Raw genomic sequence first — 15714 nt, forward strand, 5'->3', positions numbered from 1 at the left:
TCATGTCGCTTCGCTTTTTAATTAATTTGCATACCGAATCGATACGCTTGCGCTGGTTGCGCGTGCGGACAACATGACGCCGCCGCCCCTTGCGAGGCGGCGGCGCCGTGGGTTAGCCATCGCGTGTTAATGATGGCGCTTTACGTCCTTCGCCATGTCCTTTGCGGCCTCCTTCATGTCACCAACGTTCTTGCGCGCCTGGCCGGCTTCCTGCTGGAGGTCGCCCTTCAACTCACGCGCCGGGTTGTCGGTTGCACGGCCCACGGCCTCGTTGACCTTGCCCTTCATCTTTTCAGCCGTGCCCTTCACCTGGTCCTTGTTCATGGTCCCACTCCACGTAAAAGCGACGGTGTGTCGCGACGCTTCGTATAGCGCATGCACTGTGCCCGAGGTGTTGTCTGGCGGCCGCAGGTCGCCGTATTCCGGAGCATATTGAGGGACGCAACGCCACTTCGGGACGTCAATCGTGCGCCATGGCGCGGTCGATCGAGATCTGCGTGGGCATCATGTTGACGTTCGCGTTGTGCATGACCCACAGCGAAAGCCCGACGATCACCGCAATCAGAAACGCCGTGCAGATAAAGATCGCCGTATTCGAACGCTGCTCGCGCGACGCGCCGATATGCAGGAAATACACAAGTTGCACGACCAGCTGCGCAATGCAGAGCACGACGATGGCGGCCAGCCCGAAGCCCGGCGAAACGACTCGAAACATGACGACGCCGAACGACGCCAGCGTGAGCACGAGCGAGAGCACGGTGCCGATCATGTAGCCCTTGAGGCTGCCGTGCGACGCATCATGCCCGGCGGAGTGAGTGGCATGGGATTGGCTCACAGGAAACCTCGCAGATAGACGAACGTAAACACACAGATCCACACGAGATCGAGAAAGTGCCAAAAGAGGCTCAGGCACGCGAGGCGACGGCGGACCGTGCCGGTCAGGCCGAACTTGAAGGTCTGGTGCATCATGATCGCGATCCACAACAGACCCGCCGTGACGTGCAGCCCGTGCGTGCCGACCAGCGTGAAATACGCCGAAAGGTACGCGCTCGTGCCGGGCCCCGCGCCGTCGGCGATGAGCTTGGCGAACTCGTTCAACTCCATCGCGACAAAGCCCGCGCCGAACAGGAACGTCACGGCGAGCCACACGATCACCTGGCCGCGCCGGTGCGCGTAGAGATTCAGCATGGCCATGCCGAACGTGACGCTGCTCGCCAGCAGCAGCAGCGTTTCGCCCAGCACGTAGGGCAGTTCGAACAGATCCTTCGCGCCCGGTCCGCCTGCCGTCGCGTTCGCGAGCACGCCGAAGGTGGCGAAGAGCGTCGCGAAGATGAGGCAGTCGCTCATCAGGTAGATCCAGAAGCCTAATGTGGTCTTGGCGCTGTCGTCGTGACCATGACCATGGGCGTGAGTGGTAGCAGCGTGAGCCATGGTTTAAGCCATCTCCTCGAGTTGCTCGGATTGATCGAAACGCCGGATGCCGAGTTGTTTGAAGCGCGCGTTCTCGATGCGCTCGACCTCGGCGGCCGGGACCCAGTAATCCACATCCTGGTTGTAGGTGCGCGCGATAAACGTGGCGATCATGCCCACGAGCCCCACCGCCGCGAACACCCACATGTGCCACACGATCGAAAAGCCGAACAGCAGGCTGAATGCGGCGATGATGAAGCCCGCGCCCGTGTTGCGCGGCATGTGGATGTCTTCGTACTTGCGCGGCTGCACGTACGCGCGGCCGGCTTCCTTGTTGTCCCAGTGCTGTTCCATCGAGGTGATCTCCGGCAGCACGGCGAAGTTGTAGAACGGCGCAGGCGAAGCGGTCGACCATTCGAGGCTGCGGCCGTCCCACGGGTCGCCGGTCACGTCGCGGTTCGCTTCGCGATCGCGCAGGCTCACCACGATCTGCACGATGAACGCGAGAATGCCGAGGCCCACGAACACCGCGCCCACGAGCGCCACCACGAGCCACGGATGCCACTCGGCCACTTCGTAGTGGTTCATGCGGCGCGTCATGCCTTCGAAGCCGAGGATGTAGAGCGGCGTGAACGCGAGCCAGTAACCGATCAGCCAGCACCAGAACGACACCTTGCCCCAGAACTCGTTGAGCGTGAAACCAAACACTTTAGGGAACCAGAAGCTCACGCCGGCAAGGCAACCGAACACCACGCCGCCGATAATCACGTTGTGAAAGTGCGCAACGAGAAAGAGCGAGTTATGCAGCACGAAGTCCGCGCCCGGCACGGCCAGCAGCACGCCGGTCATGCCGCCCACCGCGAACGTCACCATGAAGCCGATGGTCCAGAGCGTGGCGCTGTGATAGCGAATGCGGCCGCGATACATCGTGAAGAGCCAGTTAAAGAGCTTCACGCCGGTCGGGATCGAAATGACCGTGGTCATGATGCCGAAGAACGCGTTGACGTTCGCGCCCGAGCCCATCGTGAAGAAGTGGTGCAGCCACACGAAGAACGAGAGAATGCCGATCGACGACGTGGCATAGACCATCGACTTGTAGCCGAACAGCGGCTTGCCCGAGAACGTCGCGATGATTTCCGAGTACGCACCGAACGCTGGCAGGATCAGGATGTACACCTCCGGGTGACCCCAGACCCAGATCAGGTTGATGTACATCATCGCGTTGCCGCCCAGCTCGTTCGTAAAGAAATGCATGTCGAAGTAGCGGTCCATCGTGAGCAACGCGAGCGTGCCGGTGAGCACCGGGAACACCGCGACGATCAGGATGTTGGTGATGAACGCCGTCCACACGAACACCGGCATCTTCATCATGTCCATGCCCGGCGCGCGCATGCGCAGGATCGTGACGATGAAGTTGATGCCAGAGAGCGTCGTGCCGAGCCCCGATAGCTGCAGCGACCATATGTAGTAATCCATACCAACGGTCGGGCTGTAGCCGAGCTCCGAGAGCGGCGGATACGCCACCCAGCCCGTGGCCGCGAAATCGCCCACGAACATCGAGACCATCACGAGCAGCGCGCCCACCACGGAGAGCCAGAAGCTCAGCGAGTTGACGAACGGATAGGCCACGTCGCGCGCGCCGATCTGCAGCGGCACGACCACGTTCATCAAGCCGAGAATGAGCGGCGTGGCCACGAAGAAGATCATGATGACGCCGTGCGCCGTGAAGATCTGATCGTAGTGATGCGGCGGCAGATAGCCCGCCGAGTCGCCGTAAGCGATAGCTTGTTGCGCGCGCATCATGATCGCGTCGGCGAAACCGCGCAACAGCATGACGACCGCGAGAATGATGTACATGACGCCAATGCGCTTGTGATCGACCGAGGTGATCCACTCGCGCCACAAATAACCCCACTTGCCCGCGATCGTGATCGCGGCGAGCAAGGCGAGGCCGCCGAGCGCCACGACGGCGCCCGTGCCCATGATGATCGGCTCGTGCCAGGGAACGGCGTCGAGCATGAGTTTTCCGAACATGTGTGATTACTCCGCTGCCAGGATGGCGCTACGGTTGAGCGTGAGCGAGGGTGCACTCGTGCCGCAAATCGGGTTGCCGTGCACGTCGCGCATGTATTTGCCGACCACGCCGTCGAACAGGCCCTGCGCGACGTTCGAATAGAGCGTCACCGGCGTCTTTTCGCCGGGCTGCGCGAGCTGCTCGTAGGCCGCGCGGCTCAGCATCGTGGGCGAGGCCTTCGCCTGCGCGATCCACGCGTCGAAGTCGGCGCGGCTCTTCGCGAGCGTTTCGAAATGCATGTCGGAGAAGCCCGGACCGCTGAAGGCCGCCGAGCGGCCCGCATACACGCCGGGCTCGTTGGCGATGAGGTGCAGCTTCGTCTGCATGGCCGGCATCGCGTAGACCTGGCTGCCCAGTTGCGGGATGAAGAACGAATTCATCAGCGACTCGGCAGTGAGGTTGAACTCAACGGGCGTATCCACAGGAATCGCGAGCTGGTTCACGGACGCCACGCCGTAATCGGGATAGATGAAAAGCCACTTCCAGTTGAGCGCGACCACGTCCACGCGCACCGGCTTCGTTTGCGATTCGATCGGGCGATACGGGTCGAGCGTGTGCGTGGTACGCCAGATGAGCACGGCAAGCGTGAGCACGATCACGCAGGGAATCGTCCACACCACCACTTCGATGATCGTGGAATGCGACCAGCGCGGCGCGTAAGTCGCGTTCGTATTGGAGGCGCGGTAGCGCCACGCGAACCACAGCGTGAGCACGATGACGGGAATCACGACGAGCAGCATCAGCCCGAGCGCGATCAGGATCAGATTCTTCTCCTGCACGCCGATATCGCCCTTCGGGGCGAGCAGCGCCATGTTGCAGCCGCTGAGCAGCACGAGCGGCGCGCCCGTCGCAACGAGAGCGGCGCGGCGCAGGAAGCGGGCAATCAAAGGGGGACGTGATGAAGAAGGCGGGCCGGCCGTAGCGGCCCGCCCTGAGCGAGGGTCTGGATTGCGCATGTCTGGTTCCAAGGTTGACGTTCGCGCAAACCCATCCATACGTGCTCACTCTGCTGCCGCACGAGCGGCCTCGGAGGGCCGCCGCAGAAGCCATACATAGCCTATATGTATGGATTTACGCGCTTCATGCACGCATGCTAGAGTAAGACATGACGCATACATCCGCGACAGAATGACACACAACCAACCCGCCGAAAGCGTCGGCGAGATCAAGGTATGGGCCACGGCGATGCAGGCTGGCAACGGCCCCCGCTATCTGCGGCTTGCCGATTTCATCGAAGGCGCGGTGGCGCAAGGCACGCTGCGCCCCGGCGAGCGCGTGCCTGCGCAACGCACGCTTGCCACCCTGCTTGCGGTCGATCTGACCACCGTCACGCGCGGCTTCAACGAAGCCCGGCGGCGCGGGCTGATCGAGGCGCGCGGGCCGCTAGGCACGTTCATCGCCGCGCCGCGCGCCGAGTTGCTGCAACGCGTGGATCTCAGCATGAACATCCCGCCCGCGCCCGCTGGCCTCGACATGAACGCGCTGCTGCGCGAGGGCATGGCGCGCGTGCTGGTGCGCAGCGACGCCGATCTGCTGATGACCTACCACATGGGCGGCGGCGGCCGCGCCGACTGGCAAGCGGGCGCGAAGTGGCTGCAGCCGATGCTCGGCCCCATTGCGCCCGAGCGGGTGGTGGTCTGTCCCGGCGCGCAGGCGGCGCTCGCCGCGCTGATCCTCGCCTTCACGCAGCCCGGCGACGTCATCCTCGCCGAGCCGCTGCTCTACCCGGGCCTGCCGCACGCGGCGGCGCAACTGGGCCGCCGCATCGAGCCCATTGCCGTCGACGCCGACGGCATGCGGCCCGACGCGCTCGAAGCGGCTTGCCGCGAGCACGCGGCGCGGCTCATCTACCTGAACCCCACGCTGCAGAACCCGACCACGGCGACCATGCCAGCGGCGCGCCGCCTCGAGATCGTGCGGGTGGCGCAGCGCTGCGGCGCGCGCATCGTCGAAGACGATCCTTATTGGCGCTTCGCGCCCGATGCGCCCGCGCCGCTCGCGCGCATCGCGCCCGCCCAGGTCTGCTATCTCGCGACGCTTTCCAAAACGCTCTCGCCCGGTTTGCGCACGGCCTATCTCGCGCTGCCCGATGAAGAGGCGCATACACGCCTCGTGAGCGCGTTGCGCACGTTCTCGCTCATGGCCGCGCCGCTCACCAACTCGCTCGCCACGCACTGGATCGAAGAAGGCATAGCCGAGCAGATCTTTGCCGATGTGAAGACCGAGGCGCGCGAGCGCCAGCGCATCGCGGCGCACACGCTGGGGTCGTCGGCGGGCGCGGGCATACACCTTTGGTACACGCTGCCGCGCTACTGGCAGGCGCGCGAACTGGCCCTCGCGGCGAGCACCGAAGGTCTGGCCGTCGCGCCCTCCACGGCTTTCCAGCCTGGCCCGGAAACCGCGAACGCGATCCGCATTTCACTGGGCGCGACGGACGGCCGCGAGCAACTGCAGGCCGCGTTGCGCAAGCTCTCGGCACTGCTCGCGAACGACCGCGGCGCGCAGGCGCAAGTGCTCGTGTGACGGCCGACGATTCATGCAGATTCTGCAATCTCGCGATGAAAACAATGCAGTAGACAGCTAGTATCGGCGCCCCTCTAATTAGCACGGTCATGCTTTTTCGATGACTCTTTCACATAATTAGAGAGGAGACATTCATGCGGGCTCGTGTGCATGGAGTGTGTGGCATCGCGCTGGCGCTGGCCGCCGGCAGTGCAGCGGCAGCCGATTCGAGCGTCACGTTGTACGGCGTGGCCGACACTTATCTGCAGTACCTTGGCAACGGCGGCACCCAGACGTTCGCCATGAAGAGCGGCGGCTCGACGGGCTCGCTGTTCGGCCTGAAGGGTGTGGAGGATCTGGGCGGCGGTCTCACGGCGCAGTTCACCGTGGAGTCGGGCTTCAACATCAACAACGGCGGGCTGTTCGCCGACACCAGCACGCTCTTTTATCGCCAGTCGTGGGTGGGCCTCAAGGACGAGCGCTACGGCTCGCTCACCTTCGGGCGGCAGTACGACACGAGCTTTCGCGTGGCGTATCCGACCGATCCGTTCAAGGTCGACGAAACGCTCTCGCCGTTCGCCGCGTTCGTGCTCACGCCCGACCGCAACGCGCTCTCCACGCAGTACGACGGCGCTCGCCTGAGCAACTCGGTCCTGTATCAAACACCCAAGCTCTACGGCGTGCAGGCCTACGCCATGTACGCCTTCTCGGCCACGGTCACGCAGCCCGTGCCGGCGACCACGGGCAACGTGCTGAACGTCGGCATCAACTATTCGGGCGCAGGTCTTTATGCCGGGTTCGCCTACATGTATCAGCATCCTGGCGAGGAGACGATCACGGGCCTGCCAGGACCGCTCACCCTGCTCGGCACCGAGCATTTCGTCGGCGCGCTCGCGTATCGCATCGGCATCGTCAACCTGATGGCGAACTACTCGTACCAGCGCGCGAACGATCCGGCGCCGCATACGCTCGCGGCAGTGCTCGGCACGGCGCACTCCCTGAGCATCGCCGAGGTCGGCGCGACGATCCAGGCCACGTCCGTTGACGAGATCCAGCTCGCCGCGCTTTATCGGAACGTGCGCGGGGCGCATGACAACACGCCGGGCTTCCAGATCGGCGCCGACCACTGGATCTCGAAGCGCACGAGCTTCTACGTGCGGGCGGGCTACTTCAAGAACAACGGCAGCGCCACCGTGAGCTGGCCTGGCGTGAGCGTGACCCAGGCGGGCACGAAGCAGTACATGGCCGCGCTCGGCATGACGCATCGATTCTGAGTGGCGCAGCGGCACAAGCCACGTCGCGCACCGGCTGGCATCCGCATGCACACGATACGTGTACCGTTACGTACCAACACGCACCAGGCGCGGCTCTGACGGCCCGCGCCTGGCGCTTTTTTGTCGCTTGCCCTGGCATCGCAATTGCTATGCTCTACCGTTCCTCTTCTTCAGCGCGGCTGCGCGGCCGTGCCCACATAATGGCGAAGACGCGGCTCTATGGCGCAAGTACACTCGTCGCAGGAGCCGAGACCGGATTCGAGTAACCGCGCCCGCACGGGCGCCCCAAATGCGGGAGATACGACAATGGCAAACGAGCAAATGCTTGCGCAGATGCGCGACAAACCGGGCTTCATTGCGGCGCTGGACCAGAGCGGCGGCTCGACGCCTGGCGCGCTGAGCCAGTACGGGATCCCCGAAAGCGCGTATAGCGGCGACGCCGAAATGTTCCGCCTGATGCACGAGATGCGCGTGCGCATCATCAGCGCCCCTGCGTTCACGGGCGAGAAGGTGATTGGCGCGATCCTCTTCGAAGCGACCATGGACGGCCAGGCGCAAGGCAAGCCCGTGCCCGCCTTTCTCTGGAACGAGCGCAACGTCGTGCCCTTCCTCAAGGTCGACAAGGGTCTGGAGGCCGAAGCCGACGGCGTGCGCCTCATGAAGCCGATTCCGGGCCTCGACGCCCTGCTCGAACGCGCGGTGAAGGCGGGAATTTTCGGCACCAAGATGCGCTCCGTGATCGAGCATGCCTCGCCTTCGGGCATTGCTTCGATCGCCGCGCAGCAGTTCGCCTTCGGTGCGCAGATCTCCGCTCACGGACTCGTGCCGATTCTCGAGCCTGAAGTCTCGATCAAGGCCCCCGACAAGGCCAAGGCCGAGAAGCTCCTGCGCGACGAACTGCTCAAGGGTCTCGACGCGCTGCCCGCCTCGCAGAACGTGATGATCAAGCTCACGATCCCCGATACGCCGGACTTCTATCTGCCGCTCATCGAACATCCGCGCGTGGTGCGCGTCGTCGCGCTGTCCGGCGGCTATTCGCGCACCGACGCGTGTGCGCGGCTCGCGAAGAATCATCGAATGATTGCAAGCTTTTCGCGCGCGCTGATCAACGACCTCACGAAGTCGATGAGCGATGCCGAGTTCGACGCCACGCTCGCCGCGAGCATCGACGAAATCTGGAAGGCATCCGTGCAGAAGGCCTGAACCCGGCCTGAACGCGGCTTGAACCCGGCCCGAAGCCACGCCGGGCCCTGACGCCGACCCGGGATGTGAAAACAGGATGACACGCAACCGGCCTCAATAATCGGGGCCGGTTATACTTGCGCCTTCGTTTTTCTTCCTATGCACCGGCCATGAGGCAGTTACTCTGCCTGCTCGCCCTGTTGCCGGCCCTCGTGCAAACCGCGGCCGCGCAGGCGCAGCAGCAGGCGCCCGCAAGCGACACCGTCAGCGCCTCGGCTGCGAGTGCGGTTGATCCCGCAAGTTCACCCGCCGCTTCCAGCGCCGTTTCGAAATACCTCACGCAAAAGTTCGGTATCGCGAAAGAGAAGGCCGCGCAAATTTCGCTGGCCGTCACGGGCGCCGCCGAGAAGTATTCGCTGCCGCCTGCCGTGCTGCTCGCCATCATCTCGATCGAATCGCGCTTTCGCGCGAAGGCGCATGGTGCAAACGGCGCGACAGGACTCATGCAGGTCGTGCCGTCGGCACACCGCAATATCCTGCATAACAAGGACCTCACCGACCCCGAGGTCAACATCGACGTCGGCTCGTCGATCCTCTATGGCTACCAGCGGGCCGCTGGCGGCGACCTCGATGCCGCGATGAAGAACTACGGCGGCTCGAAGGCCTACGCGGAAAAGATCCGCACGCGCGCGCTGGAGTTCAGCCGGGTACTCGATACGGCGAGCGCGCCGGCTGCAAGCGATGCCCCCGCAAGCACGGGCCTTGCGGCTTCTGCGGCTTCAGCGTTTGCTACTGCGGCTGCCGCCGCGGCCTCAGCGCCTGTGGCGGCGCCCGCCGCGGTGTCGGCGGCGTCGGCTCAGGCTGCCGTGCCCGGCACCGCTTCCGGCAACGTGCGTTAGCGTGCATCAACGCGTGTTAACGCCGCCGCGCGCTTCGCCTGGCTCACGCTCCATCGGACTCGCGCTGGACCGGCGGATAGACGAAGGTGCGCGCGAGATGCGTTTCGCGTGGCACGTACAACCGCAGTGCGAGATAGAAGCGCTCCGCCGGCGCAGGCAGCCAGTTGCGGCGCAAGCTTGGGTCGGCCGGCATGCGCGCCGAGATGGCGATACGCAGGCCGCCGTCGGCGTCGTATTCCAGGTCGCGCGTGCGGTCGCCGATCGAGTAGCGAGCAATGGCATTTTCGGCCAGCATGTACGTTGCCTTTTCGTAGGCGGTCAGCGACCAGAAAGCGTCGACGGCCGGCAGGTTGCCCGGCGCGAAGTGCAAAACATACGAGGCGTTGCCGTCGAGCGCGGCTCCTTGCGCGTCGGTATCGGCGGTGATGTACATCGCCTCCTGAGCCCCTAGCACCCCGATATAGCAAAGCGCCGCCTGGGCGCGCGTGCGGTAGTCCTCGCCAAACGTTGCGCGCACATCCACCGGCAACGCCCATCCTCCGCCCAAAGCCTGCGGCGGCTCGCCCGCAAGCTCGTGTGTGACGTGGGCGAGCGCCTTTTCGAGCCACGCGCGCTGTTCTTCATCGAGCGCCCTGCCAACGCAAGCAGCGCCGATGCCGCATGCCTCGAAGCGCGCGACGTGCGCCCGCGCCTCGCGTGGCGGCGGTTCAACGGCTAACAGGTGATTGACGACCTGCGCAAAACGGTTCGCATCACCCAGCTTCTCGCCTGGCTGCACACCGGCATCGATCAGCTTGGGCACCTGCGCCGCGCTGCCGGGCGCCGCTTCGACCGTGAGCCGGTCCTGCAAATGGTTGGCTGCCTCGAGATCCGCTTCGCCGTCCACCAGAATGCGGCCGATCAGCCACACGGTGCTGGTGGGACACGCTATCGCCTGCATGCCCTCGGGCACATCTGCGCGCCAGCCTGGTCCATGCAGAAAGAATGCGCCCGCGTCGCTGCCGGTGGTGCGCGTGCCGATATAGCCAAACGGATTGGTATAGAGATCGAGCAGCCCCAGCACGTAGTAGCGCGCTTGCATGGCGGGCACGCGTATGACGATCGGCCCGTCGCTCAGATCGAACCACGCACAGGAATAGAGCGTGTCGTTATTGGGCGTGACCACGCGGCGGTTCTGAGGCCCCTGCAGCACGCGTGTATGGAACCATTCGTTCGCCCAGCGGTTGGGGGATTCCGGCGACTCGCCCGCATGGCGCCCCGCGCGATCCAGGCGCGGGCCGGTCGCAGAACGCATGCGCGCCATTTCATACAGCGGAAGCGCGAACTGGACGGCCTCGACCGCCAGATCGAAGCGGGACTGATAGACTGAAAGCGCGGTAATTTCCGGTGATTCGAGTGATGACATAATATTTCGCATTACAAATGAACAGGAATCGATGAAAGTGGACTTGCGAGCGAGTCAGGCCGCGACGGCTCGCACCGGCGCAATGGCATAGCGCCCTTCGAGAAACGACGCCTGCGGATGGTAGAGCCGCAGGATCAGATAGAAGCCCCCTGCTGGCGCGGGAAGCCAGTTCGACTCCGAGCGCGGCGCTTCGTGCTGGATCTGGATGCGCAGGCCTCCATCCGCCTCGTATTGCAGGCCGGGCGTGCGATCGCCTATCGCGTAGCGGCGTATCGCGTTGTCGGTGAAGAAGCGGTCCGCGCCGTAGAGTGAGAGCGACCAGAGCGCGTCGACGGGCGGCAATTCGCCAGGCGGGAAATAGAGTTCATAACGACGGCTGCCAGTGAGGTGCTCGCCGGCTTCGTCAAAATCGGCGGTTGCGTAGACTGCCTCGTCGGCCGCGAGCGCGCCCAGCCCCTTCATGGCGACACAGGCGCGCAGCACGTGAGCGCGACCGTAGCGGCCAAATTCGAGGCTGTAGGTCCAGCTGCGCCGCGCGCGGCTTTCCGTGAAGGCGAGAATCAGGCGCTGCGCGTCGGCGTAGGCAAGCCGCAGGCCTTGCTGCACGGTCTCGGGCAACGCGGCCACGCCGCAGCCGTTCGGCGCGCGCACGCCCGCGCGTGCGAGTGCACTGAGCATCGCGGCTTCGTCGTCTTGCGGCGAAAAATCCGCGAACGATTCAAGAACATTGTCGAAGAAGTCCAGCGCAGCGTCGCCGCTTTCGTGCCATTGCCGCACGCAGGCTGGGCCCGCGCCCTGCGCGCCATCGATCCGGAAAGCGGCCGCCGCGTGCTGCGCTCGCGCGAGATCGTCGTCGCCTTGCACGAGTACGCGGCCCAGCATCCACACGAGTTTCGACGGGCACACGAGCGGCGCGCCGTCACCAGTCGGGCGCTGTTCCGGCGTGTGCAGAACGAAGCGGGCACCCCGCGTGCCGGCATTGCGCGCACTGAGATTCGTGAAGTTGTTCGTGAAGGCATCGAGCAGTTCGACCACGTAATAGCGGTCGTCTTCCACGGCTGGAATGTCGAGCACCACGGGTCCATCGGATAGATCGATCCAGGCGTTCAGATAGAGAAAATCGTTGGCTGGCGTCACGATGTCACGGTCTTCGTGCGTCCAGCGCTGCATGCTCGCGCAAATCGCGTTGAAGGGCCGGCGCAGCGGGCTGGTGGACTGCGCAAGGGTATGCAGCGCACAGGTTCGCATGATCTCGACGACGGGATAACGTGCGATGGCAAGCGGTCCCGCGTACATGCGAACCAGCGCGGCGACCGGGTCTTCATGCAGTTTATCGGGATTCGTTTCTACGACACTCATTGTTTGGCTGTACATATTAATAAACTTTGTGAAAATGTTTGCGGAATAAAAATACTTTGATTCGGCTACACCGCGCGCGCAAACGTGATGACGGCGTCGGCCGCAACGAGGCCCTGCGGCGTCACGATGAACGGATTGATTTCGAGCGTTTCGAGTGCGCCGCCAATTGCCGCGGCAAGCCGCGTGAGCGCCATCAGCGTGGCCGCGGCTGCGTCGAGCGGCAGAATGGGGTTACCGCGATGGCCGCGAAAAAGTGCGGCAACGCCGCTCGTTTCAAGCATCGCCAGAGCGCGCTCGCGTGTAAGCGGCGCAAGGCCGAAGGCCACCTTGCGGCACAATTCGACGCCAGTGCCGCCCAACCCCGCCATGGCTACGAGACCGAACACAGGGTCGCGCTTCACGCCGACAATGATCTCGCCCCACCCCTTCACCATGCGCGCGACCACCACGCCTTCGAAGCCGCCCGGCACATCCGCTTGCGCGGCGGCACGCACAATGGCTTCGAATGCATGACGCACGGCCGCCGCATCGCGCAGGTCGAGCCGCACCCCGCCGATATCGCTCTTGTGCAGCACATGACGCGAGCGCAGCTTGAGCGCGACGGGAAAACCTAAAGCCTGCGCCGCTTCGACAGCTTCGCTCGCCGTGCATGCCACGCGATGCGGCGCGACTGCCACACCGGCTTCAGCGAGCAGCGCCATGGCTTCGGCTTCGTCAAGCGCGGTGGCGTTCGGCGGCGCACTCGCGGGGAGCGCCACATGCGCCGGCTCGCGCTCGATATCGGCGGCTTCGTGCGTGGCGTCATTCTGTTGTGCACGCAACAATGTGGCGATGGCCTCCATGGCGTGCGCGGGCTCGCGGTAGACCAGCACGCCGCGCGCTTCGAGCCACTGCCGTTTGACGTCATCGACAAGGCCCGCGAGCACGAGCGGCGCGCTTCCTTTACGTTCGGCTGCGCGCTCTACCGCCCGCTCGATCGCGGCCCATGCCGCGGGCACGTTGCCCGCGCCGGCGATAAACGCTGCCACGCTGCCGAAGGCGCCGCAGGTGACGGTATCGACGAGGGTGTCGGCGAGCACCTCGGGCTGAGCGACGATCTGGCCGGTCACGTCGATGGGATTGGCCGTGGAAGCGAAGGCAATGCGCTCGCGCAACCGCGCGCCGCTCGCTTCGGGCAGCGGCGGCAGTGCGAGGCCGAGCGCTTCCGCGCGGTCGGCCATCATGATGCCAACGCCGCCCGAGACGGTGACGATGGCGCTGGCGGCCGACTGCGGCCGGCGGCCTTTCGAGAGCGCGTAGCCGAGACGGAAGAAGGCCTCGAGCGTTTCGGCGCGAAACACACCGTATTCGTCGAACACGGCCTGATAAACAGCGTCCTCGCCCGCGAGACTCGCGGTGTGCGACTGCGCGGCGCGCGCCCCCGTCGCGGTGGTGCCGACCTTGGCGACGACCACGGGCTTGCCCGCCGCGCCCGCGGCGGCGAATGCCCGGCGCAGCTTCGCACCGTCCGTACAGCCTTCGAGGTAAGCGAGGATGACCTTCGTATCCGGATCGGCGGCGAGCCACGCAATGGCGTCCGCCACCTGCACACCGGCCTCGTTGCCGGTTGTGATCCAGTGGCTCAGGCCAAGTCCCGCCTCGCGGGCAAGCGCAAACGCGTATGCGCCGAACGCCCCGCTCTGGCTCACGAGCGCGACGTCGCCCCTGGGCGGCGCGCCTGCGAGCGCCACGGGCGAAAACGTTGCGTAGACCCGCTCGCGCAGGTTCATCAGACCGAGACAATTGGGACCGAGCAGCGTCACCCCGCCTTGGGCCGCCATGAGTGCAAGGTCGCGCTGCGCCGCGCGTCCCGCGTCGCCCGTTTCGGCGAAGCCCGCCGTGAACAGGACGGCCGAGCGCGCGCGCCGGCGCACGAGCTGCGCCATCACGTCGGGTACCGCGTGCGCGGGCACCGCAACGATCGCGAGATCGACAGGCTCCGGCACACTGTCGAGCGTGGTGTGGGCCGGCACGCCCTGCACGTGCGCCGCCTTGGCGTTGATCGCATAGATACGGCCCGCATAGCCGCGCTCGCGCAGCAGCCGCAAGGGCATGCCGCCAACCTTGGCGGCATCGGCCGAGGCGCCGACGATGGCAATCGATGCGGGACGCATGAGCGGCGTGAAATCGGCGTTTTTCATTGACGTTAGCATTCCTTTCTATTTTGGCAGGTTCATTGCTCGCCCGAAGCGAGCGGCTGGGCAAGGCAAGTGTCCTGGGTGGCCCGCCCGAGCGCCGCAAAGCGGCGGCGATCGGAAGCCGGATCGATCAGACAAGCCGCGATCACACCCGCCACGATCGAGAACACGCCGGCCAGCATCATGCCCGTGCGATAACCGTCGACGTGTGCCGCGGCATGGTCGATCACCTGCCCCATCACCGCTGGCGTGACGAACCCGGCCAGCGTAGTCATGCAGATGTTGATGCCGAGCACGCCGCCGCGCTGGGCGGGCGGCACGATCTCGCCGGCCAGCATCACGCCGCTCACGAACGTGAACGAGGCGAGCGAGAATGCGATCGTCACCGCGACGATAAGGAGCGGACCCGCCGGCAGCTGCGGCATGACCGCGAGCGCCGCGCCGGATGCCACGACCGCCGCCGCTCCGAGCGTGCCGCGCGCATGGCGGCTCGACACCCCGCGCGCCATCAGCCGCTGCGACCACCAGCTGAAAAGCGGCGAAACCACCATCTGCCCGAACGCGGGCAGCACGACGATCCAGCCGACCTCCGTGAGCGAGTAGCCGGCCACGCGCACGAGATAGCTCGGCAGCCAGATCGTCGACATCGTGAGGATCACGTAGGCCGCGAAGCCGCTGAGGTCGCTGCCAATGCAGGTGCGCGAGAGCAGCAGTGCGCCGAGTGGAATCTTGTGCGGCAGCGCAAGCGCAGATGGGTGCGCGCGCAACGAATCCGCATCGCCCACGCCGTGCGAACCGTGCCCGGCGCGCGTACCGAGCGGCCCCTCCTTGCCGATCCGCAGCCAGATCACGCTCCAGATCATGCCGGCCACGGCCAGCATCACGAACGCCGCATGCCAGCCGAAATGCACGATCACGCCCGTAATGACCGGCGCGATCAGGCCCGCGCCGAACGATGCCCCAATGGTGAGCACGGCGGAAGGCACCGCGCGCTCGTGGTCGGGGAACCACTTGTAGAGCGCATGCACGGCCACGGGATACGCGGGCCCTTCGCTCGCACCGAGCAGCACACGCGAGACGATTAGCGTAAGCGGGGTTGCAAACACGAGCAGCGGCACCTGCGAGATCGACCACGTGATCGCCATGGCCAGCATCAGCCAGCGTGCCTTCACACGGTTGGCGAGCAGGCCGACAAGCAGCGCGGAAATGGAGAAAAACGTAAAAAAGCTGGCCGCGATGCGCCCGAACTGGGTGTGCGTGAGCCCGAGCTCGCGCATGATCGGCTCGGCGGCGAGCCCAATGAGCGCCTTGTCGGCAAAATTGATGGCGAGAAAGAAAAACAGACCGGCGACGATTACCCATCGCTGGCGCTTGCTGCGTGTCTCTGGTGTCATTGTGTCTCCGTTCGCGGCTATACGTTCGGCGCCGCTGC

Annotated in this window: 13 protein-coding genes; 4 read left to right on the forward strand and 9 right to left on the reverse strand. The window is 65.2% G+C overall.

The features are described 5' to 3' along the window. Positions 1-126: 126 nt before the first annotated feature. The 5 genes from FAZ97_RS19730 to cyoA all read right to left on the reverse strand — a co-directional run bounded on the left by FAZ97_RS19730 (position 127) and on the right by cyoA (position 4296). On the reverse strand, positions 127-324 hold the full coding sequence (locus FAZ97_RS19730; protein ID WP_158760107.1) for a CsbD family protein: 198 nt from the start codon (positions 322-324) through the stop codon (positions 127-129). Between the two features lie 136 nt (positions 325-460). Beyond that, on the reverse strand, positions 461-769 hold the full coding sequence (gene cyoD / locus FAZ97_RS19735; protein ID WP_158761002.1) for a cytochrome o ubiquinol oxidase subunit IV: 309 nt from the start codon (positions 767-769) through the stop codon (positions 461-463). Between the two features lie 62 nt (positions 770-831). Then, positions 832-1431, reverse strand: coding sequence for a cytochrome o ubiquinol oxidase subunit III (gene cyoC, locus FAZ97_RS19740; RefSeq protein WP_158760108.1), 600 nt, complete (start codon positions 1429-1431; stop codon positions 832-834). A 3-nt stretch (positions 1432-1434) separates the two neighbouring features. After that, positions 1435-3444 (reverse strand): cytochrome o ubiquinol oxidase subunit I, encoded by a 2010-nt coding sequence (cyoB, locus tag FAZ97_RS19745; protein WP_158760109.1) that lies wholly within the window; start codon positions 3442-3444, stop codon positions 1435-1437. A 6-nt stretch (positions 3445-3450) separates the two neighbouring features. After that, positions 3451-4296, reverse strand: a complete 846-nt coding sequence (gene cyoA / locus FAZ97_RS19750; RefSeq protein ID WP_233271818.1) for a ubiquinol oxidase subunit II — start codon at positions 4294-4296, stop codon at positions 3451-3453. Between the two features lie 316 nt (positions 4297-4612). On the opposite strand from cyoA, the gene FAZ97_RS19755 reads away from it, so the two are divergent. The 4 genes from FAZ97_RS19755 (at position 4613) to FAZ97_RS19770 (ending at position 9341) form a co-directional block, all read left to right on the forward strand. Next, the gene (locus tag FAZ97_RS19755; RefSeq protein ID WP_158760111.1) at positions 4613-6007 is read left to right on the forward strand and encodes an aminotransferase-like domain-containing protein; all 1395 of its coding nucleotides are present in this window, start codon (positions 4613-4615) and stop codon (positions 6005-6007) included. Positions 6008-6141: 134 nt separating this feature from the next. After that, positions 6142-7260, forward strand: coding sequence for a porin (locus tag FAZ97_RS19760; protein ID WP_158760112.1), 1119 nt, complete (start codon positions 6142-6144; stop codon positions 7258-7260). A gap of 306 nt (positions 7261-7566) precedes the next feature. Further along, complete coding sequence (locus FAZ97_RS19765; RefSeq protein WP_158760113.1) at positions 7567-8463, forward strand: fructose bisphosphate aldolase; 897 nt, start codon at positions 7567-7569, stop codon at positions 8461-8463. 149 nt (positions 8464-8612) lie between these two features. Beyond that, positions 8613-9341 carry a transglycosylase SLT domain-containing protein gene (locus FAZ97_RS19770; protein WP_158760114.1) on the forward strand — a complete coding sequence of 243 codons (729 nt, stop codon included), beginning with the start codon at positions 8613-8615 and terminating at the stop codon, positions 9339-9341. A 43-nt stretch (positions 9342-9384) separates the two neighbouring features. Here FAZ97_RS19770 and FAZ97_RS19775 read toward each other — a convergent pair whose 3' ends face one another. From FAZ97_RS19775 to FAZ97_RS19790, 4 genes are all read right to left on the reverse strand, one after another. Continuing rightward, on the reverse strand, positions 9385-10746 hold the full coding sequence (locus tag FAZ97_RS19775; RefSeq protein WP_158760115.1) for a DUF1254 domain-containing protein: 1362 nt from the start codon (positions 10744-10746) through the stop codon (positions 9385-9387). Positions 10747-10800: 54 nt separating this feature from the next. Beyond that, positions 10801-12105: a DUF1254 domain-containing protein gene (locus FAZ97_RS19780; protein ID WP_158760116.1), complete on the reverse strand. Its 1305-nt coding sequence runs from the start codon at positions 12103-12105 to the stop codon at positions 10801-10803. 65 nt (positions 12106-12170) lie between these two features. Next, complete coding sequence (locus FAZ97_RS19785; protein ID WP_158760117.1) at positions 12171-14285, reverse strand: acetate--CoA ligase family protein; 2115 nt, start codon at positions 14283-14285, stop codon at positions 12171-12173. Positions 14286-14317: 32 nt separating this feature from the next. Continuing rightward, on the reverse strand, positions 14318-15676 hold the full coding sequence (locus tag FAZ97_RS19790) for an MFS transporter (protein ID WP_158760118.1): 1359 nt from the start codon (positions 15674-15676) through the stop codon (positions 14318-14320). Between the last annotated feature and the right edge of the window lie 38 nt (positions 15677-15714).

It is taken from the genome of Paraburkholderia acidiphila (genome assembly GCF_009789655.1).
Taxonomy (GTDB): Bacteria; Pseudomonadota; Gammaproteobacteria; order Burkholderiales; family Burkholderiaceae; genus Paraburkholderia; species Paraburkholderia acidiphila.